The sequence below is a fragment of the Sporichthyaceae bacterium genome (assembly GCA_036493475.1).
Lineage (GTDB): Bacteria > Actinomycetota > Actinomycetes > Sporichthyales > Sporichthyaceae > DASQPJ01.
Window position 1 is genome coordinate 1 of record DASXPS010000197.1, and the last position, 20,246, is coordinate 20,246.

Annotated in this window: 19 protein-coding genes; 10 read left to right on the forward strand and 9 right to left on the reverse strand. The window is 70.2% G+C overall.

Annotated features, from left to right (window positions below):
* From VGJ14_18960 to VGJ14_18970, 3 genes are all read right to left on the reverse strand, one after another.
* Positions 1 to 263: response regulator (locus VGJ14_18960; protein HEY2834508.1), on the reverse strand; the 263-nt coding region annotated here is incomplete at its 3' end.
* The gene (locus VGJ14_18965) at positions 260 to 1,882 is read right to left on the reverse strand and encodes an ATP-binding protein (GenBank protein ID HEY2834509.1); all 1,623 of its coding nucleotides are present in this window, start codon (positions 1,880 to 1,882) and stop codon (positions 260 to 262) included. The genes VGJ14_18965 and VGJ14_18960, both read right to left, overlap by 4 nt.
* On the reverse strand, positions 1,879 to 3,048 hold the full coding sequence (locus VGJ14_18970; protein HEY2834510.1) for a SpoIIE family protein phosphatase: 1,170 nt from the start codon (positions 3,046 to 3,048) through the stop codon (positions 1,879 to 1,881). The genes VGJ14_18965 and VGJ14_18970 overlap by 4 nt, the downstream gene beginning before the upstream one ends.
* 182 nt (positions 3,049 to 3,230) lie before the next feature.
* Between VGJ14_18970 and VGJ14_18975 the strand changes: the two genes are divergently transcribed.
* Positions 3,231 to 4,469, forward strand: coding sequence for a PrsW family intramembrane metalloprotease (locus tag VGJ14_18975; protein HEY2834511.1), 1,239 nt, complete (start codon positions 3,231 to 3,233; stop codon positions 4,467 to 4,469).
* A 2-nt stretch (positions 4,470 to 4,471) separates the two neighbouring features.
* Here VGJ14_18975 and VGJ14_18980 read toward each other — a convergent pair whose 3' ends face one another.
* Positions 4,472 to 5,275: a DUF4097 family beta strand repeat-containing protein gene (locus VGJ14_18980; GenBank protein HEY2834512.1), complete on the reverse strand. Its 804-nt coding sequence runs from the start codon at positions 5,273 to 5,275 to the stop codon at positions 4,472 to 4,474.
* Positions 5,276 to 5,296: 21 nt separating this feature from the next.
* On the reverse strand, positions 5,297 to 5,788 hold the full coding sequence (locus tag VGJ14_18985; protein ID HEY2834513.1) for a hypothetical protein: 492 nt from the start codon (positions 5,786 to 5,788) through the stop codon (positions 5,297 to 5,299).
* 65 nt (positions 5,789 to 5,853) lie between these two features.
* Here VGJ14_18985 and VGJ14_18990 point away from each other — a divergent pair, with 65 nt between their 5' ends.
* From VGJ14_18990 to VGJ14_19005, 4 genes are all read left to right on the forward strand, one after another.
* A complete protein-coding gene (locus tag VGJ14_18990) occupies positions 5,854 to 7,110 on the forward strand; it encodes a cytochrome P450 (protein HEY2834514.1) in 1,257 nt (418 codons plus the stop codon).
* A 91-nt stretch (positions 7,111 to 7,201) separates the two neighbouring features.
* Complete coding sequence (locus tag VGJ14_18995; GenBank protein ID HEY2834515.1) at positions 7,202 to 8,389, forward strand: thiolase family protein; 1,188 nt, start codon at positions 7,202 to 7,204, stop codon at positions 8,387 to 8,389.
* Between the two features lie 11 nt (positions 8,390 to 8,400).
* Positions 8,401 to 9,186: a nitroreductase family protein gene (locus VGJ14_19000; protein HEY2834516.1), complete on the forward strand. Its 786-nt coding sequence runs from the start codon at positions 8,401 to 8,403 to the stop codon at positions 9,184 to 9,186.
* Entirely contained in the window at positions 9,183 to 9,539 is a 357-nt protein-coding gene (locus VGJ14_19005) for a hypothetical protein (protein HEY2834517.1), read from the forward strand. The genes VGJ14_19000 and VGJ14_19005 overlap by 4 nt, the downstream gene beginning before the upstream one ends.
* Positions 9,540 to 9,547: 8 nt before the next feature.
* On the opposite strand, the gene VGJ14_19010 is transcribed toward VGJ14_19005, so the two are convergent.
* Entirely contained in the window at positions 9,548 to 10,333 is a 786-nt protein-coding gene (locus tag VGJ14_19010; protein ID HEY2834518.1) for a crotonase/enoyl-CoA hydratase family protein, read from the reverse strand.
* 18 nt (positions 10,334 to 10,351) lie between these two features.
* On the opposite strand from VGJ14_19010, the gene VGJ14_19015 reads away from it, so the two are divergent.
* Both VGJ14_19015 and VGJ14_19020 read left to right on the forward strand, forming a co-directional pair.
* Positions 10,352 to 11,896 carry an AMP-binding protein gene (locus tag VGJ14_19015; protein HEY2834519.1) on the forward strand — a complete coding sequence of 515 codons (1,545 nt, stop codon included), beginning with the start codon at positions 10,352 to 10,354 and terminating at the stop codon, positions 11,894 to 11,896.
* Positions 11,897 to 11,906: 10 nt separating this feature from the next.
* Positions 11,907 to 12,734: an SCP2 sterol-binding domain-containing protein gene (locus tag VGJ14_19020; protein ID HEY2834520.1), complete on the forward strand. Its 828-nt coding sequence runs from the start codon at positions 11,907 to 11,909 to the stop codon at positions 12,732 to 12,734.
* Here the strand turns inward: VGJ14_19020 and VGJ14_19025 are convergent, their stop codons facing one another.
* Positions 12,735 to 13,970, reverse strand: a complete 1,236-nt coding sequence (locus VGJ14_19025) for a helix-turn-helix domain-containing protein (GenBank protein ID HEY2834521.1) — start codon at positions 13,968 to 13,970, stop codon at positions 12,735 to 12,737. It abuts the gene before it with no gap.
* An 83-nt stretch (positions 13,971 to 14,053) separates the two neighbouring features.
* On the opposite strand from VGJ14_19025, the gene VGJ14_19030 reads away from it, so the two are divergent.
* Entirely contained in the window at positions 14,054 to 15,898 is a 1,845-nt protein-coding gene (locus VGJ14_19030; protein ID HEY2834522.1) for a fatty acid desaturase, read from the forward strand.
* A 7-nt stretch (positions 15,899 to 15,905) separates the two neighbouring features.
* Here the strand turns inward: VGJ14_19030 and VGJ14_19035 are convergent, their stop codons facing one another.
* A complete protein-coding gene (locus VGJ14_19035) occupies positions 15,906 to 16,805 on the reverse strand; it encodes an alpha/beta hydrolase (GenBank protein ID HEY2834523.1) in 900 nt (299 codons plus the stop codon).
* 17 nt (positions 16,806 to 16,822) lie between these two features.
* Positions 16,823 to 17,419, reverse strand: coding sequence for a TetR/AcrR family transcriptional regulator (locus VGJ14_19040; GenBank protein HEY2834524.1), 597 nt, complete (start codon positions 17,417 to 17,419; stop codon positions 16,823 to 16,825).
* A 171-nt stretch (positions 17,420 to 17,590) separates the two neighbouring features.
* Between VGJ14_19040 and VGJ14_19045 the strand changes: the two genes are divergently transcribed.
* Together VGJ14_19045 and VGJ14_19050 are read left to right on the forward strand one after the other, a co-directional pair.
* Positions 17,591 to 18,736: an acyl-CoA dehydrogenase family protein gene (locus tag VGJ14_19045; GenBank protein ID HEY2834525.1), complete on the forward strand. Its 1,146-nt coding sequence runs from the start codon at positions 17,591 to 17,593 to the stop codon at positions 18,734 to 18,736.
* Complete coding sequence (locus VGJ14_19050) at positions 18,733 to 20,244, forward strand: acyl-CoA carboxylase subunit beta (protein ID HEY2834526.1); 1,512 nt, start codon at positions 18,733 to 18,735, stop codon at positions 20,242 to 20,244. Before VGJ14_19045 ends, VGJ14_19050 begins: the two co-directional genes overlap by 4 nt.
* Positions 20,245 to 20,246: the final 2 nt, after the last annotated feature.

A 20,246-nucleotide genomic window follows, 5' to 3' on the forward strand; every position in this document is an offset into this window, starting at 1 on the left:
AGGCGCAGCTGGCTATCGGCCTTGACCTCGGTGAGCACCTCGCGCCCGTCCTTGCGCGGCAGGTTGAGGTCGAGCAGGATCAAGTCGGGAATGGGGGCGTCGGCGTACTTTCCCTCCCGGCGAAGGAACTCCAGGGCCTCAACCCCGTCGCTGACCACCGACAGGTTGTTCTTCACCTTGTGCTCGGCGAAGGCTTCCTGGGTCATCAATACGTCGCCCGGGTCGTCCTCGACCAGCAGCACCTCGATGAGTCGCACAATCATGCCGACCGGCCTCCGTTCGCCGACTGCCCGACCGCTTCGGAAACGGGCAGGGTCCAGTGGACCACGGAGCCCACCGCATCCGCCGGCCGGTCGGTGTCCAGCCAGATACGGCCGCCGTGGTACTCGACGATCTTTTTGCACATCGACAGGCCGATGCCGGTGCCCGTGTACTGGTCCTTGGGGTGCAGCCGCTGGAAGATCACGAACACGCGCTCGGCGTATTCCGGGTCGATGCCGATGCCGTTGTCGCTGCAGGTGAAGTGCCAGAACTCACCCTCGCGGGCCGCGCGCAGCTGCACCCGGGGCGACCGGCCGGGCGCGCGGAACTTGATGGCATTGCCGATCAGGTTCTGGAACATCTGGGTCAGCAGGGTCTCGTCGCCGGGCACCTCGGGTAGCTCGCCGATGTCCACCACGGCCCGGGCCTGCTGCCGGGCGGCGGCCAGCGCGGTCAGAGCCCGGCCGGCGGCCTGCTCGGTATCGACCACGGTCATGCCCTCGGAGGTGCGCCCGACACGGGAGAACGCCAACAGGTCGTTGATCAACTGCTGCATGCGCTTGGAGCCGTCGACCGCGAACTCGATGTACTGGTCCGCCTTCTCGTCCAACCGACCCGAGTAACGGCGCTGCAACATCTGGCAGAAGCTGGCCACCTTGCGCAGCGGCTCCTGCAGGTCGTGGGAGGCGACGTAGGCGAACTGTTCCAGCTCGTCGTTGGATCGGCGTAGGTCGGTGGCCTGCTGCTGCAGTTCCTCTGCCTGCTGCTGCAGTTCCTCTGCCTGCTGCGCCAACTCCAGGGCCTGCGCGCGCACCTCGTGCTCGGCCACCCGGGAGGCGGCCAGCGCGGCGACGATGCCGACCCGCATCGATTCCACGTCGTGGCCCAGGTTCTGGATCTCCCTGGGACCGGCCACCTCGACCCGGTGGTCGAACTCGCCGTCCGCGACCACTCGAGTCTCGGCGGCGAGACGGTCGATCGGCCGCAGCACCAACCGCCGCAGCGCTAGCCAGAGCGCCACTCCGGCCAGCACGATCAATGCGAACGCGGAGAGGGTCAGCTCCCGCGTCCGGCGCAGGCCGGTGTTCACGTTGTGTCGGGCCGTCGCCCGCTCGGCGGCGATCTCGTTGGTCAGCCCTGTCAGCGCGGTGCGCAGCGCATCGAAACGGGCCTTGCCCAGGTCCTGGTTCAACGACAACGGCTGGTTCTTCGGCACCGCCTTCACCGCCGCGAGGGTGGGATCGGCGAAGTCGGTATGCCAGGCCCGGCCGGCCGCGGCCACCTCGTCCAATGCCCGGCTGATGCCCGGTCGGGGCAGCACGCGCCGGATCTCCGCGTCCGCGGCGATCACGCCCTGCCGGCCCTGGGTGTACGGCGTCAACAGGCTCTGGTCCCGGGTCAGCAGATAGCCGCGCAGCCCGGTCTCCTGATCCAGCCAACCGCCGGTCAGGTCCGCGGCCGAGGCACGGGCGGGGGAGAAGTGGTCGGTCAACTCACCGGTGTCTTGGTCCAGGCGATGCACCGCGCTGAACGTGATCACGGCGCCGATGGCCACGAAAAGCGCGGCGAGAGAGAGCATCAACCGCAGGCGCGCCCGCAGCGTGTCGAACCGCTGGTTCACGAGGGCTCCGACGGCCTGCCGGTGAGCACCACCAGGGCCAGATCATCGGTCAAGGGACCGCCGTTGAGTTCGATCACCTGACCGATCAGCGCGTCGGTCCACTCGTCCGGATCGGGCGTGGCGGCGTGCTGCGCGAGCAGGAGTTCCACCAGCGCCTCCATGCCCAGCCGCTCACGAGTGTCCGGCGTCGCGGTGCCCTCGAAGATGCCGTCGGTCATCAGCACCAACTCCCAGCGCGGTGGCAGGGCGATTTCTTCCGCGGCCCACACGTAGTCATCCAGTACGCCCAGCGGTACGCCCCCTCGCTGTTGCGAACCGGCGCCACCCAGCACCAGGGGCGGCGGGTGGCCGGCCAGGTACACCCGCGCGCTCCCGTGATCGCTCGCGATGCGCACCATGCACACGCTGGCGAAGATGAAATCCTCGGCGCGCTCGTGCCCGAGTACCTCGTCCAGTAGCGGCAGGATCGTTTTCTCGTCGATGCCGGCCAGCACCAGCGTCCGCCAGGCCACCCGCAGGCAGACGCCGAGCGCCGCCTCATCCGGGCCGTGTCCGCTGACGTCGCCGATCATGGCGTAGACGGTGCCGTCCGGGCATTGCACGACGTCGTAGAAATCGCCGCCGAGCAACGCGCGATCCCGGCCGGGTCGGTAGCGGGCGACCACCTGTATCGAGTCGTCGCGGGTGATCGCCACCGGCAACAGGCCGCGCTCGAGTCGGGCGTTCTCCGTGGCGCGGGCGCGCGAATCGGCCAGCTCCCGCGCCGTGTCCTGCGTCGTTCGCCGTTGCAGCGCATGGCGAATGGTGCGGGAGAGCAGTTCCGGCTCCAGTTGGGCCTTCGTCAGATAGTCCTGGGCACCGTGTGCCACCGCGTCGACGCCGCGGGCCTGATCGGTGAATCCGGTCAGCACGATCACCGCCGCCCGGGGCGCGGCGGCCAGCACCGCGTCCAACCCGGAGAACTGCGCGGCATCGGGCAACTGCAGATCGAGCAGGACGCACCGGGTGTCCGGGGTCAATTTCGGTTTGGCCTCGGCGATGGTCTGCACCCAGGTGAGGTCGACCTGCGAACCGGCCTCCTCGAGCATCTCCCGCACCAACATGGCGTCGCCGGGGTCGTCCTCGATCAGCAGCACCCGCAGCGCGCGCTCGGAGGGGGTGCTCACCCGCTGATTCTCCACGGAACCCCGCTATCCGGCAGTCGACCTCGTCCCCGGATGCAATCAAGGTCACCCGGGCGGTTCGCAGGCGGGGTGCCGTCCCGACCGGGTGTGTGCGCCGGCGGGGAAGATGTGGCGGGTCCAGAATGGGCCACGCACGCCCGAGGAGTGCTGGGGGTCGACGTCCGGTGGCGGTGTACATCTACAGCGGGCGGCGCGAGGCGGCCCGCACGGTAATCGGTGCCGAGTTGGTGCTGCTGCGTCGGTGGACGCGCGACGTCGATCGGTCGGCGACCTATTCCGGGCTGTATCCGGCCGAGGAGGAATCGCCGGCCCGACTGGCGGTCGTCCTCACCGGGGATGACGACCTGGAGTTTCATCGACGCTGGTTCGCCCCCGCGGTGACGGTGCAGCAGAAGTTTGATCGTTACCTGGACGACCGGGCCGGGGTGGACCTGGCGGGGGAGCCGTTCCGGCTGGTCGACGTCAGCATGCCGGGGGAGTCGCCCTGGCGGGCGTACACGCGACGCGGCGAACGTGGGCGGCCCGCGCCGGTCGAGCCGTACGCGCACTATCCCGGTCGGGAGCATCTGCCCAGCGCGCTGGCCGGCCCGGGTTCGCGCCGAATCATGACGGTCTTGGTGATCGCCGCCGTGGCCATCGTGCTGGTGGCTGCGCTGGCATCCCGTCCGGCCGCGGCGCTGGGCGTGCTGCCCGGGTTCGCCTGGATGGCGTACCTGCGCCGCGAGGACCGGGTACGCCCGGAGTCGCCCGCGGTGCTCACCCGGGCGGCGCTGCTCGGCGTGCTGGCGACCGCGCCGATCGTGGTGGTGGAAGCCGTGCTCTCGGTGGCGGCGCCGGACACATTGAGTGTGGCCGGCGCGGTGTTCGCGGCGTTCGTGGTGGCCGGGGTGGTGGAGGAGACCGGCAAGGCGCTGTGCCTGCGCTCGTTCCGGTGGAATCCGGAGTTCGACGAGCGCTTCGACGGCATCGTCTACGCGGGCTGGATCGGGTTGGGGTTCGCGGTCGTGGAGAACGTGCTCTACCTGGCCGGCGCGCCGACCTCCGGTGCCTACGTCATGACCTTCGTGACCCGCGCGGTGCTCGCGGTGCCCAATCACGCGATCTGGGCCGGGCTGTCCGGCTACGCGGTGATGCGCAAGCGCTTCGACGGCAAGGGCGCCGGGTTGATCGGGGGACTGCTGCCCGCGATCCTGCTGCACGGGCTGTACGACGTCGGTCCGTTCCTGGCGCTCGCCCTGGCCCACCAGCACCACGCGTCGGTCGGGGTGCAGGCATTGTTGTCCGCCGGACTGCCGGTTGCGGTCACCGTCACCGGGATGAGCATGATCCGCGACCGGGCGCGGCGGGCATTGCGCGCGGATGCCGCCGAGGCGGCCCGCTTTACCGCCGCCGCGACGGACTGACGTCAGGCCGCGCGGACCAGGTGCACGTCGCCGCTGCCGGTGCGCGCCCGAATGGTGATCGCCCGGGCGCCGGCCGCCGGGGATGGTTCCACCGGCAGGTCCGAGTGCAATTGCCCGGAGCCGGTGGTCACGTCCAGCTTGGCGGCCACCCCGGCGGGCACGCCGAGGGTGAATCCACCGGAGCCGGCGGCCACGTCCACGTCGCCGTGCACCGCGCCCACCGACACGGAACCGGAGCCCGCGCGGGAGTGCAGGGCGCCGCGCACCACGGCGGCATCCAGCGAACCAGTGCCGAAGCCGCAGTGCAGCCCGCCGGCCACCTCGCCGAACCGCGCGGATCCGGATCCGGCCCGCACCTGAACCGAACCCTGCACGGCATCCGCGCTGCTCTCCCCGCTGCCGTAACGCAGTCGCAGGTCGCCGTCCACGGTGGCCAGCCGGACGGTGGCGGAGCCGGTGGCCACGTCCGCGCGGCCGCACCGTCCGGTGACGGTGATGTCGGCGTCCACGCTGGTCAGCTTCAGTGCGGTGCCGTGTGGGACCTCGACCACGATGTCGACGCTGTCCTTGCGGCGGCCACCGAGCAGGTCGGGCAGGCCACCCTGGCGCGGGCCGAGCACGGACAACGTGTGGCCCTGCAACTCGACGCTGAACCGCTCCAGGGCATCCCCCTGGCCGCGCGGGGTGAGTCGAACGATCGCCTCCGCGGCGTCGTCGCGGGTGTGCACGGTGAGACTGCCGCGGCCGAGGCGGACGACGAGGTCAATCGGTGCGGTGAGCGGGAACGTGGTGACGGGCGATGCCATGTCGGACTCCTCGATCGTGAGTTAGCCGTTGATCCAGCCGGTGATGCGGCCGCCGGTCACCCGGCGGGCAATCGCCTCGGGGCCGGACAGGGCACGCCCGGCGGCGCGCAGGAACCAGGTGTTCACCGAGATGGACTCGGCGCGGGCGGCCTGCTCGATCTGCGTTTTTAGTGCCTCGGGCAGTCGTAGCGAGATCCGGGCGGAGTGCTCGGCGTCCTCGCCGGGCGCGGTCACCGGACCGCCCGGGTTGAGGTCGGCGGCCTCGGTGCGGACCTCGATGTGCAGGTCCTGGCCGTCGGTGCGCACCGCGACGGCCGGGGCCCCGGGGAGATCGAGCAGGGCGGCGGTGATCTCATCCGCGGCCGCCGATACCGCGGTCAGCACGGCCAGGCGAACCGCCGGATCGGCCGCGGCGGCCAACGCCGTGGCGGTGGCCCGGACGCGCTCGTCGCCCAGCGCCGCGGCGGCGGCAAGTTGATCCTGGACCTGTATGACGTACGGTTGCACCTGCATGACATCATTGTGACGTCATGATGATGTCTCCGCAACCACTTTGACCTCGTTGTAGCTTTCCGGCTGTGACGGACATCAGCCGGGAGCGCCCGTACGACGAGATCGATCTGTCCAGCCGCAAGTTCTGGGCGCAGCCCGCCGCGGTGCGCGAGGAGAGCTTCGCGACGTTGCGCGAGCAGCGGCCGCTGAGCTGGCACCCGCCGGTAGAGGATGCCCTGCTGGTGGACGAGGACGACCCCGGCTTCTGGACCGTGGTCCGGCACGCGGACATCGTGGAGGTCAGCCGTCGGCACGACGTGTTCGTGTCCGGTCAGGGCGTGATCTTCGAGAACGCGCCGGAGATGCTGTTGGAGACCTCCCAGTCGTTCCTGGCCACCGACCCGCCGCGGCACACCAAGCTGCGCAAGCTGGTCAGCGCCGCCTTTACGCCCCGTCAGATCTCCCGCATCTCCGAGCAGATCGAGGGCCGCGCGAAGCAGGCGGTGGCCCGGCTCGCGGCAGCGGGCAGCGGCGCCGACTTCGTGCGCGAATGCGCCGGGCCGCTGCCGCAGTGGGTGTTCTGCGACATGGTCGGCGTCGGCGAGCAGGAGCGCGAGGAGGTCGCCGAGGCGGCCGCCGCGCTGGTGTCCTGGGCGGACCCGATCTACCTGGGCGACCGCGACCCGCTCGACGTGATGTTCGAGGCGCAGCTGGTGTTGTTGCGCCACGCGTTGGCGTTGGCCGAGGACCGGCGCAGCAAGCCGACCGGTGACCTGATGAGCGCGCTGGTGGCCGCCGAGGTAGGCGGCGAGACCCTGCTGGACGAGGAGATCGGCGCATTCTTCACGCTGCTCTCGGTGGCCGCCAATGACACCACCCGGCAGACCATGAGTCACGCGGTGCACGCGCTGACCAAATACCCGGAACAGCGGGCCTGGCTGGCGGCCGACTTCGACGCGCGCATCGACCACGCCATCGAGGAGTTCGTGCGCTGGGCCACCCCGGTGATGACCTTCCGGCGCACCGCGGTGGCGGACGTCGAGGTGCACGGCATCACGGTGCACGAGGGCGAAAAGGTGGTGATGATGTACCCGTCCGGGAACTGGGACACCGACGTGTTCACCGACCCGGCGGCCTTCGACCTGTCCCGCCACCCGAACCCACACGTCTCCTTCGGCGGTGGCGGCGTGCACTTCTGCCTGGGCGCACAGTTGGCCCGCACCCAGCTTCGCGCGGTGTTCCGAGAGCTGTTCAGCCAACTCCCGGACCTTGCGGCAGGCGACCCCGATTACCTCACCGGCAACTTCATCCACGTGGTGCGCACGCTGCCGGTCACCTTCTGAACCCTTTTCGTCGGTAGGTGCCAACGCCTGCCCGCAAGTTCGTCCGCCCGGGACATCCCGACCGCGGCGTGACCTCAGGCACGATGGCGACATGACCGGCGTTTCCATCATCGGGACGGGGATGACCCCGTTCGGCAAGTTCGATTCCGCGACGGTCCGCTCACTGGCCACCTCGGCGGTGTCCGAGGCACTGGCCGACGCGGGCGTGGGCACCGACGCCGTTGGCGCCGTGTTCTTCGCCAACGCCGTGGCCGGCTTGATCACCGGCCAGGAGATGATCCGCGGCCAGCAGGCGCTGCGGCATACCGGCCTGCTGGGCGTGCCGATCGTCAACGTGGAGAACGCCTGCGCCTCGGCCTCCACCGCGTTTTCCTTGGCGGTGAGCGCGGTGGCGTCCGGCTCGGTGGACGTGGCGCTGGCGGTGGGCGCGGAGAAGATGACTCACCCGGACTCCCAGCGTGCCTTCGACGCCATCGGCACCGCGGTGGATCTGGAGGCGCTGGCCGATCTGCAGGCCCAATTCGGTGCCGGGGGCGCACGGAAGTCGTTCTTCATGGATCTCTACGCGAACCTGACCCGCGCCTACATGGAGGCCTCCGGGGCCACCGCGGAGGATTTCGCGCAGATCGCGGTGAAGAGCCACGACCACGCGTCGCTGAACCCGAAGGCACAGTTCCGCCGGCCCGTCACGGTGACCGAGGTACTCGCCAGTCGGATGATTTCCGACCCATTGACCCTGCTGATGTGCTCACCGGTGGGCAACGGCGCCGCAGCGGTCCTGGTTGCCTCCGCGGACTACGCCCGTCACCTCGGGGTGCAGGGCGTTTCGGTGCGGGCGAGCGTGCTGCTATCCGGCACCGATCGCGCCGCGGGTGAACCCAACGCGGTGGAACGCGCCGCGCGCAGGGCCTATGACGTCGCGGGTGTCGGCCCGGCCGAGGTCGACGTGGTCGAGGTGCACGACGCCGCGGCGTCCGCGGAACTCATTGCCTACGAGGACCTGGGCCTGTGCGAACGCGGTGCGGGTCCGAAGCTCTTGGCCTCCGGGGAGACCCGACTCGGTGGTCGGCATGTGGTCAACCCCAGCGGGGGCCTGCTGTCCAGGGGCCACCCGATCGGTGCGACCGGCTGCGCGCAACTCGTCGAACTGGCCGATCAGTTGCGCGGGCGGTGCGGGGACCGGCAGGTCACCGGGGCCCGCATTGCCCTGGCGGAGAATGCGGGCGGATTCCTGTCCGCCGACAACGCCGCCACCGTGGTCACCGTGCTGTCCGTCTGAGGAGGATTTCCGTGGAGTTCAAGCAGGTCATCGGGAACCGCCGCACCATCCGCTTCTTCGAACCCCACAAGCCGGTGGAACGGGCGAAGATCCAGACCATCCTCGAGGCGGCCAACCGCTGCTCGCGTTCGGTGAACGCCGACTACGCCAAGGCCGTGGTGTGCTACCGCGACGAGATGGACCCCGAGGTGCTGCAGGCGCTGAAGACCCCAACGGCCACGGTGCAGTTCGACCTGGCCCCGGTGGCCATCTTCTGGTTCGGTGACACCGAGTTCCACGTCGGCGCGCAGGCCCGGCTCAAGGAGCTGTTCGACCTCGGGGCGCTGGCCCCCACCCACGGCTGGTCGCACAACTACGTGGACGAGGTGGCCTATCCGCAGGTGGTCAAGCCGATCGCAGACGACCCGGTGCTCGGACCCTGGATGGTCAACGTGGAGACCGGACTGGCAATGTGCCAGGCGATGTTGGCCGCGGTCGACGAGGGGTTGGGGGTGGCGCTGTCCGGCTATAACGTCGACGCGGTCAAGGAACTACTCAAGGTCCCGGACACCTGGATCCCCATGTGGGCCATGCTGGTCGGCTACTCCGCGGAGGGCGACGGCGGCGGCCAACGCCCCCGCGCGCCGCTGTCCGCGAACTACTTCGAGGGTCACGTCGGCAACCCGTTCAACGAGGACCCGGCGGTCACCGAGACGTTGCAGCAGGCCGGGATGATCCAGCCCGGTATGCACGGCCGCGAGGCGCAGCGCCGCCAGGAGCTCCGGGAACTCGCCGACCGCTTCGGACTGCCGTTGTGACCGTTGCCGAACTGAAGCAGCACGCGCGGGTGCGCACCTGGTTCGCCGGCGCGCACCACGACGAGCTACCCGAGACCGATCAGGTGCGCTACCTGGAGGCGTTGGACGGATTCCTGACCGGCGTCGGCAAGCATCCCGACGAGATGGTCGCGTTTTGCTATCTGAAAAAGAGGGCCACCGGCGAGCGATTCCTGTCGCGGCAGCGCCGCGTCGAGGTCAACGAGATGATCGACGCCTGGGTGCAGACCAACGACTGGATCGGCAAGGATGCCGTGCGGATGGCGAACGTGATTCGCGGCTTCCTCATCCATAACGGGGTGCTGATCCAAGGCCGCGCCTGGACCAGGGGTTAGGGCATGTCCTAGTTCCCGAACGAGCCGTGCCGGCCGGCGCCGCGGGCAAACTGCGCGGCGCCGCTTCGACTCTGCCCGGAGCGCAGCACCGCCAGACCGCCGATGGCCTCGTTGTCCAACGCCGCGGCGTAGTCCAGATTCGCTTGCGCATACGCGGAATCCCGGTCGGCGCGCGCACATTCCTGCGGGAACGCGGCGATCTCCCGGGCCAACTGCAGGGCGGCACCCAGCGTCTGCCCGCGGGGGACCACCCGGTCCACCAGCCCGATGCGCAACGCCTCCTGCGCGTCCACCGGGCGGCCGGTGAGGATCAGGTCCATCGCCCGGCCCTGCCCGATCAGCCGCGGTAGCCGCACCGTGCCGCCGTCGATCAACGGCACCCCCCACCGCCGGCAGAAGACCCCGAAGATGGCGTCCTCCGCGGCCACCCGTAGGTCGCACCAGATGGCCAGTTCCAGGCCACCCGCGACCGCGTAGCCCTCGACCGCGGCGATCGTGGGCTTGCCGGGGATCTGTCGGCTCGGGCCCATCGGGCCGGGCTCGCCGGGGCCGAGGGCATCCAGCGCGCCGGGCTCGCCGCCGGTCTCGGCGAAGGACTGCAGGTCGTAGCCGGCACAGAAGCAGCCCTCCCGACCGGTGAACACCGCGGCGTGCACGGCGTCGTCGGCGTCGACGGCGGCGAACGCCTCGCGCAGCCCGGCCGCGGTGGCCGGGTCGACCGCGTTGCGACGCTCAGGTCGGTTGATCGCGACGACCGCGACCGGGGGTGTGATCTCCAGCTGCACGGAATCCATGGGAGTACCCTCCCGGGCGTGCGGGACTTCGGCGAGATCGTGCGCACCGCGGCCGCGCGGCACCCGGACCGCGTCGCGGTCACCTGCCTGCGCGTCGACCAGAGCTACGCCGACCTGCACCACCGCGGCTGCCGGTTGGCGAACGCGCTCGCCGGGTTGGGCGTGCAACGCGGCGACCGGGTGGCGCTGCTCGGGGTGAACTCAGCGTGGACCGTGGAGCAGGCCGCCGGGGTGGCCATGGGCGGGTACGTCCGCGCCGCGCTCTACAGCCATCAGACCGCGGAGGTCAACGCCTACCTGGTGGACCTGGTCGACGCGGTGGCGCTGATCGTGCAGGCGCCGTACGCCGCGGAGCTGCTGGCCCGCCGGGCACAAATGCCGACGCTGCGTCACATCATCGTGTACGACGGCGAAGCGCCGCCCGGCGCGGTGGACTACGAGGAACTGCTGGCCAAGGCGGAGGACGCCGATCCGCTGGTGCGCACGCAGGCCGGCGACCCGCATGTGATCCGGTTCAGCGCGGGCACCACCGGGCGGCCCAAGGGTGTGTTGCACACCGTCGAGGCATGGTTGCGCAGCGACGACGAGTACCGCTGGGTGACCCCGCAGTTGGACGAGAACGATGTGTACCTGGCGGTCGGTCAGCTCACCCATGCGGCGGCGGTGTTTCTGTGGCCAATGTTGCAGGTCGGCGCGCGCATCGTGGTGGTGCCCAGCTTCGATCCCGCGGCGGTGTTGGCCGACATCGAACTCCAGCGGGCCACGTTCACGCTGATGGTGCCCACCATGATCCAAGCGCTGGTGAACCACCCGGACGCGCGAACGCGCGACCTGTCCAGCCTGCGCTGCCTGAACTACGCGGCCGCGCCGATCTCCGGGGCCACGGTGGCCGCGGCGCTGGAGGTGTTCGGCCCGGTGTTGTATCAGATGTACGCGCAGTCCGAGGCCTGGCCGATCACCATGCTGCTGCCGCACCAGCACCGAGACCGGCCCACCTCGGTCGGCCGGGCCACCCCGAACAACGTGCTGTTCATCGTCGACGACGACGGCAATCCGGTGCCCGCCGGGAACGTCGGAGAGATCGCGGTGCGCGGCCCGGCGCGGATGTGGGAACTGTGGAAAGAAACCGACGCCACCGCCGCCCGCACCCTGCCCGACGGCAGTTGGCTGACCCGCGACGTGGGCCGGCTGGACGACGAGGGGTTCCTGTACCTGGTCGACCGCAAGGACGACCTGATCATCTCCGGCGGCTACAACATCTGGCCCGCCCAACTGGAGCAGGCCATCACTGCGCATCCGTTGGTCGCGGACGTTTGCGTGGTGGGCGCTCCGCACGAGCGGTGGGGAGAGACTCCGGTCGCGGTGGTGGTGCCGCTGGCCGGCGCCACCATCGATGCGCAGGAGATCATCGAGTTGTCCCGGGGCGCGGCCGGGTCGGTGCACAAGGTCACTGCGGTTGAGTTCGTCGAAGCGCTGCCCCGCTCCGGATTGGGCAAGGTGCTGCGCCGCGAGGTACGGGAACGGTTCTGGGCGGATCGGTCGGAGCGGCTGGGCGGCGTGTGAGGAGGCCCCGATGAGCAACGTGACGGAGCAGACTGTGGTGCGCACGGCGGGCGCGGCTGCCGCGATGCTGCGCGCGGTGGACGACCCGAGCAGGGCGGCGGTCGGCGGCTGGAATATCGGTGAGCTGGCCGTGCACATGCTGCACGTGCTCGACTTCGAGCTCGGTCGGGCGCGACGCGAGCCGATCGCCGACGTCGCCGATTTCGACGCGCTGGGCCGGTACACCGTCAGCTACGTGGCGGACGCGCCGGTCAAGGACCCCCACCAGCTCGCCGGGCGCATCGAGGCCGCCGCAGCGGAGTACGCCGCGCTCACCGTCGGCCGGGATCCGGAGGAGCTCTACGACTGGCTGGGCGGCACCAAGCTGCCGCTGCGCACCCTGCATGGGCACGTCGTCAGCGAGCTGTCCGTGCACACCGTGGACGTGGCCAGGGCGTTGGGTCGCTCGCACACCGTGCCCGCCGACGCCGCACTGGCCGCGCTGGAGGACTTCGTGGTGCCGCTGGTCAACGCGGTGGGCGCGTCGGGTTCCTTCGGCGGGCCGACCGCGTTCGTGCACGCCGAGGCCGGTCGGGGCTTCCGGGCCTGTTATGAGGTGCGGCTGACCGGCGGCAGCGGTCCACGCCACTTCCTGATCAACGACGGTGCATTGCACATTCACGACCCGGACCCGGCCCGGCGGGTGGACTGCAAGGTCGCCGCCGACCCGGCGGTATTGCTGTTGGTGATGTGGGGCCGAGCCAGTCAGTGGCCCGCGGTGGCCCGCTTCAAGCTGCGCGCATGGGGCCGCAAGCCGTGGCTGGCGATGAAGTTGGCCTCGCTGATCCGCACCCCGTAGCTACCTGCCCGGAACTGCCCGCAGTACCGGGGTACCCACCCAATGGCACACCCGCAGTGCCAACTCGATGTCGTCGCGGTGCTCCTCCAAGGGCCGGCCCAACGCCTCCTCGGCGCGCTTGACCCGGTACTGGATGGTGTTCTTGTGCAGGTGCTGCTCGCGTGCGGTGCTGGTGAAGCTGCGGTTGCCCAGGAACAGCAACAAGGTCTCGCGCAGCCGCTCCATGCCGTCGTCGGCCGCGCCGAGCCCGCCGAGCGTGGCCTGCACCCACACCGCGAGCTGAGTGCGGTCGGCGCACATCAACGCCACCGGCCCGACCGCCGACCAGGCGGTCACCGCACGCCGTCGATGCGCGTCGGCGAACTCGGCGACCCCGCGCGCGGCGATGGCCTGACGGTGTGTCAGGGCGAAGCCGTCCGGACCGGCCGCCGGGTCGCCCAGCGCCAGGCGCATTGAACTCTCGGTGCTGCACGGCCAGCTCGGCCGGACCAGGTTCCGCTGCGGGAACCAGACGGCCACGGTGTTCGCGTGCACCGGCACCACCAGCGCTGCGCGCGGTGCGCCCAGGTGCTCGGCCAGCCGGGTGACCTCCCGCTCCAACCCCGACGCGTCGATGAGCGCGCCGTCGTCGGACCAGAACACCCCGCCCACATGCGGTCCGTCCAGCGCGTAGCCGAGGATCCGCTCGGCCTCGGCCAGGTCCACCGGACCGCCGTCCAGCACGGCCACGATCTGCGCGGCTCGGGCTGCTGCCCGGTTCTGCACCCACACATCGCGTTCGGCCTGGTAGGCCTCCATGACGTCCTCGGAGGTGCGGTCCACGTACGCGAAGGTGACCTCGGACAGCAACGTCGCGGTGGCCGCGGCGCCGTCCGCGTCCGGAGCCAGCCGAGCGATCTCGGCCATCGCCAGCTGGTGGTACTGGGCCTGGCCGACCCGATAGGCGCGCAGCAGAACGGCCATCGGGATGTTGCGCCGGGCGAGTAGCCGCGCGTAGGTCAGGGCGCCACCGGGTGCCGGGGTATCGGCGGGCAGCGGACCGTCGCGCAGGGTGCCGGTGAGTTGGTCGACGTTCTCCGCCACGCTCAGGTAGAGCGCGTCGATGAGTTCGCTGTCCTCGGCCAGGGCCGGTTCCATGGCCAGGATGCGGTCGGTCAGTGCTTTGGACACCGTCGCGGTATCCGGCACGAGCGTGGCGGCGATCGACGCCAACAGATCCGCCGGGCGAGAGTCCACCGCCGGACGCTACTGCGGATGCGCCGGCGCCCAAAAGGGGCCAGAATCGCCCGGGAGTCCATACCCGCTGCCGAGGGGCCTCGATGACGATCACCGCGAATCCGTCCGTGCGCCAGGTGCTCGCACAGGTCACTCGCGACCCGCGGTACCCGCAGGTGGCTCGCAAACCGCTGCTGTCCTGGCCGCACATTGCGGTGGTGGTCGGTGCCTACAGCGCGTTCGGCCTGGCCACCTGGGGCTACCTGACGGATCACCTTCCGTTTCTGGTGATGCTGGTGATCAACCAGGCGGCGATCTACGCCAGCTTCACCCCGTTGCACGACGCGGTGCACAACTCGGCCTCGTCCAACCAGCGATTGAACGATCTGATCGGCACGGTGTCCGCGTTCCTGTTGCTGCCCGGCATCAGCACCACCGTCTACCGGATCCTGCACATGGAGCACCACCGGTGGGTCGGCGACAAGCGCAAGGACCCGGACCTGCTGCTGGTCGAGGCGCCGCGGCCGGTGCTGCCGTTCGTGCTGATGGGCCCGGAGTGGATCTGGACCTGGTTCTACTTCACCCGGCTGTGGCGCACGCGCCCCAAGCGGGAGATTGCCCTGTTCGTGTGGGCGCTGGTCGTCTACGTCGGCCTGCAGGCCGCCTTCCTGATCTCCCCGTACCGGATGGACTTCATCCTGGTCTGGCTGATCCCGCAGAAGCTGGGCATGTTGATCCTGGCCTACACGTTCGCGCACGTGCAGCACCCGCACGACTCCAACTGGCAGAACGCGCCGTTCCAGTCCACGGTGGTGCTGCGCGGCACCGCGGTGGGCAAGGTCTACTGGCTGGGCCAGACCGACCACTGCGTCCACCACGCCCTGCCGCACATCCCGTTCCACAAGTACCAGCGCGTGTGGGACCTCGGTGGCGGCGTGCTGCGCAACCAGGGCATCCCCGTCCGCGGGCTGTTCCGCGGGCCGACGGACCTCGGCTTCCCGCGCACACCGTATGCGACGGTGCGTCAGGTGCGGGTCGTTGAGGCCCGCGCCGTGGGCACCGGAGTGCGCACGTTCGTGTTCGAGGGCGTCGATGGCCCGTTGCCGCTGTTCACCCCCGGCTCGCACGTGGACGTGCACCTGCCCAGCGGCCGGGTGCGCCAGTACTCGCTGTGCAACGCCCCGGACAGCACCTACCGGATCGCGGTGAAGGTCGACCCGAACGGGCGTGGCGGGTCGTTGGAGGTACACGAGGCGCTGACCGTGGGCACCGAGCTGACCATCTCCGAACCCCGCAACAACTTCGAGCTGGCCGATGCCGGCCGCTACCTGCTGGTGGCCGGCGGCATCGGGGCCACCCCACTGCTGTCCATGGCCCACGACCTATACGCCGCGGGAGCGGAGTTCACCCTGCATGTGGTCGCCGGGGACGCGGCGAGCGTGCCGTTCGGCGACGAGCTCGCGAGTCTGCCGTTCGCCGACCGGGTGCGCGTGCACCTGGGCCGGGCGGACTTCGACCCGGCCACCGAGCTGGGCGGCTGGGGCGGCGGGGCCGAGCTGTATCTGTGCGGCCCGAACGGCTTCATGGACTGGGTGTCCGGGCAGGCCACCGCACAGGGCTGGCCGCTGGACACCGTGCACCGCGAGTCGTTCGCCGCGCCGGTGGTGGACACCACGCACAGCGAGCCGTTCGAGGTGGAGCTGGCTCGTACCGGCATCACGTTCACCGTGCCCGCGGACAAGCAGATCCTCGACGTGCTCGCGGAGCGCGAGGTCGAGGTGCCGTGGTCCTGCTCGCAGGGTGTGTGCGGCTCCTGCATCACCTCGGTGGTGTCCGGTGACATCGAGCACCGGGACGCGGTGCTCTCGGTGCAGGACCGGGCGGCGAACACCAAGATGGCGCTGTGTGTGTCGCGCGCCAAGTGCGGGACGATCGTGCTCGATCTCTGACGGCCAGTCACACCAGTGCAGCCCGGATCGCGGCGCTCACCGGACGCGCGTCGCGGTCGCGCAGCAGGATCAGGTAGTGGTTGGTGTCCGGCACTTCTTGCACCACCAATTGGGGGGCCGCGGCGAGCGCCGCGTCCCGAATCGGCGCGGGCAGCAACGGCCGGTCCTCGTCCAGCAGACCGCGCGGCGCCCACAGCAACGTCGCCGGACACTTCAGGGCGGCCAACGAGCCCGCCGCGCTGTCGCCGTCCAACAAGTCCCGGCCGTCGGCCCGTACCGCCTCGCCGTTGACCCGGGAGCGGATGACATCCGCGTTCGGGTCGAGGTCGTAGTCGACGTAATCACTGACGTCGTCGCTCCACTTGTCGGGCCCACCCAGCGCCGGGTGCGCCTGCCAGAACTCGTGGTAGGCCGCGCGCGATTCGAACGTCATGGACAGCCGAGCCAGCGCCGGCCCGAGGATCGCCGCGAGCAGGTCGTCGGCACTGATGCCCTCCGGGCGAGGGAGCGGCGGGCCGCCGTCCACCAGCACTGCGGCGCTGACCCGGTCCGGGGCCAGGGCCGCGAATCGGGTGGTGACGTACCCGCCCATGGAGTGCCCGGCCACCACCGCGTTCGGCACGTCGCAGAAATCCAACAGTGCCAACACATCCGCGGCGTGTGCGGCCATGCCGAACGGGCCGGTGATGCCCGAGGAGGCACCGCGGCCGCGTAGGTCCGGGGCCAGCACGGTGACGTCCTCGCCGAGAGCCCGCACCACCGGGGCCCAGGAGCGGTGCGAGCCGGTGATGCCGTGCACGGCCACCACCACCGGGGCGCCCGCGCCGGGATCCGGTCCGGCCACGCCGACGTGCAGGGTGCCGCCGGCAACTCCGACATCGAGGGTGCGGTGGAACGGATGCGACATCGGCGTCTCCGTATGGGTCAGGGCCTGAGGCCGGCGGTCAAAGATGCGGCGATCTGCTCGCCCAGTTGCTCCGGGGTGGCGGGGCCGCTGGGCCGGTACCACTTGTAAGTCCAGTTGATCGCACCCAGTCCGGCGTTCACCCAGATCTTCGGCTCGACGCCGCCGAGTGCATCGGGGTGCTCCGCGAGATGCGCTCGCACGGTCTGGATGAACAGATCCTCGAACATCCTGCGCCGGGACAGCAGCGCGGGCTGCAGATCAACGGGCAACTCGTGCTCCTCCTCGAAGCAGACCTTGAGCAGCGCGGCGTTGCGGCAGGTGTAGACCACCCGCGCGGCGATCAAATCGCGGATCGCGCTCAGTGGGTCCGGTGCGGCGGCGATGACCCGGCGGGCGCCGTCCAGGCTCTCGTCCAGCACCGCGGCATAGATGTGGACGAGCAGTTTCTCCTTGCTCCCGAAGTAGTGGTACAGGGTCGGCTTGGACAGTCCGACCGCGCCCGCGATCTCGTTCATCGAGGTGGCCCGGAAGCCCTGCCTGCTGAACATGTCGATGGCCACGTCCACGATCCGCGCGCGCTGCGCGTCCGCCCGTGCCGTCGCAGTCCCGGTCATGCCCCACCCCTCGTTGCGCATGTCATCCGCAATACGGCGTTGTCCGGCGTCTGGACGCACGACAAGCGCATATTGCGCATGACATGCGTTCAGCAGGGGGCCGATTTGACGGAGATGTACCCGCGCAGTCTATTCTCGACCTACCGGTCGGTCGAGTTTCGGAGTGCCGAGATGACTTTCGAGCTGAGCCCTGAGCACGTCGCCTTCCAGGAAACCTGTCGTGCGTTCACCGATCGGGAGATTCGCCCGCTGGTGCACGAGGCGGAGACCACCGGCACGTTCCCCGTCGAGTTGATGAAGCGCCTGGGCGCGGCGGGCCTGCTCGGCCTGTGCACCCCGGAGGAGCACGGCGGTGTCGAGGGGGACAGTCTGGCGGTGGCGCTGCTGTCCGAGGAGTTGGCCCGGGCCAGCGGCGGCATTGCCATCACTCCGCTGGTCAGCGCCTACATGGCGGGCCCGCACCTGGTCCGCCACGGCAGCGCCGCGCAGCAGGCGCGCTGGCTGGCCCCGCTCGCGCACGGTGAGGCCATCTGCGCGATCGCGGTCACCGAGCCGGGCGCCGGCTCCGACGTGGCCGGCCTGGGCAGCACCGCGAAGCCGACCGCCAACGGCGGCTGGGTGCTCAACGGCCGCAAGATGTTCATCACCAACGCCGGCATCGCCGACGTGATCATCATCGCCGCACGTACCGACGTGACCGACCGCCACCACGGCGTGACGCTGTTCGTGGTGGAGAAGAACACACCCGGGCTGTCCTTCGGGGCGCCGTTGAAGAAGATGGGCTGGCACTCCTCGGACACCCGCGAGGTGCTGTTGGACGACGTGGTGGTGGGCCCGCAGGACGTGCTCGGCACGCAGGGCCGCGGCTTCCAGCAGATCATGGAGGGCTTCCAGCTGGAGCGGGTTTCCCTTGCCGCTATGGCTATCGGGCACGCCGCGGAATGTCTGGACCTGGCCCGCGCCTACGTCAGCGAGCGAGAGGTTTTCGGCGCCCCCCTGACCCAGCTGCAGACCATCCGGCACAAGATCGGCGTGATGGATCTCGAGGTGGCCGCCGCGCGGCTGATGGTGTATCAGGCCGCCACTCGGTTGGACGCCGACCACCCGGTGGCGCTGAAAACCGTCGCGCAAGCCAAGTACTTCGCCGCCGTGGTGGCCAACAAGGTCGTGGACGACGCCATGCAGTTGTTCGGCGGAGCCGGCTACCTGGAGGAGACCGGCATCTCCATGCACTACCGCGACGCGCGCATCCTGCGCATCGGTGGCGGCACGGACGAGATCCAGCTGGAGATCCTCACCAAGGGCCTGGCCCCGTGACAGCTCCCACGCTGCCGGAGATTGCGGCGTGGGCGCGGGCGGGATCGGACGGGTCGCGCTGGCCGAGCAAGATGGCGGTGCGCGACCGGTTGGCGTTGCTCTACGACCCCGGCACGTTCGTCGAGGACGGGCTGCTGGCCGCCGCGGAGGGCGACGATCGACTGCCCGCCGACGGGGTCATCTGCGGCGTGGGCCGGGTGCACGGTCGCAAGGTGGCGGTGATCGCGCACGACTTCACCGTCAAGGCCGGGTCCTGGGGCGCACGCACGTGTGAGAAGCAGATCCGGTTGCTGGAGCGGGCCGATCGCGACCTGCTGCCGGTGGTGCACCTGGTGGACAGTGCCGGTGGCCGGCTCACCGACCAGATGGGGTTCTTCCCCGGCCGACGCGGCGCCTCGGCGATTTTCCACCTACAGGTGCGGCTGTCCGGCCGGGTGCCGCAACTGTGCATCCTGCACGGCCCGTCCGCGGCCGGCGGCGCGTATCAGCCGGCGTTCTGCGACTGGGTCGGCATGGTCCAGGGCAACGGCTCGATGTACCTGGCCAGCCCCCGGGTCGCGGAGAAGGTGACCGGCGAGATCACCACGCTGGAGGAGATGGGCGGTGCGCTCATGCACGCCTCCGTTTCCGGGTGCGGTGATGAGGTGTTCGGCTCGGACATCGAGGCGCTCGGCGCGCTGCGGTTGCTGTTGTCCTACCTGCCCGACGACTTCCGTTCCGCGCCGGTGCCGGCGCCCTCCGTGCCGCCCGAGCATCGACTTGCCGAAGGCATGGTGCCGGCGGACCCCAACGCCGCCTACGACGTGCGCGACGTCATCGAGGGCGTGGTGGACAGCGGGTCGTTCTTCGAGATCAAGGCCCGTTGGGCCGAGGAGATCGTGGTCGGCCTGGCTCGGCTGGACGGCCGGGTGATCGGGATCGTGGCCAACCAGCCGAAGGTGCGCAGCGGCGCGATCTTCGTCGACTCCGCGGACAAGGCGGCGCGGTTCATCACCCTGTGCGACGCGTACAACATCCCACTGCTGTTCCTGCACGACGTGCCGGGCTTCATGGTCGGCGTCGCGGTGGAACGCGCGGGCATCATCCGGCACGGCGCCAAGATGATCGTCGCGATGTCCTCCGCCGAGGTGCCGAAGATGAGCGTGGTGTTGCGCAAGGCTTACGCGGCCGGGTACTACGCGATGTGTGCCCCGGGGTTCGCCCCACGTGCCACGCTCGGCCTGCCGACCGCCATGATCGGACCCATGGCAGCCGAGGCCTCGGTGAATGCGGTGTACGCGAACAAGATCGCCGCGATCGCCGACCCGGCGGAGCGGGCGGCGTTCATCGCGGCCCGCATCGTGGAACAACAGGCGGATATCAACCTGCTGCGGATGGGAAGTGAGTTGGTGGTGGACACGGTGGTGGAGCCGGGGGACCTGCGCGCGGAGTTGATCGCGCGCTTCGCCGACGCCGACGGCTGGACCCGCGAGGCCGGCCGGCGCCATCACCACATCAGCCCGGTCTGAGC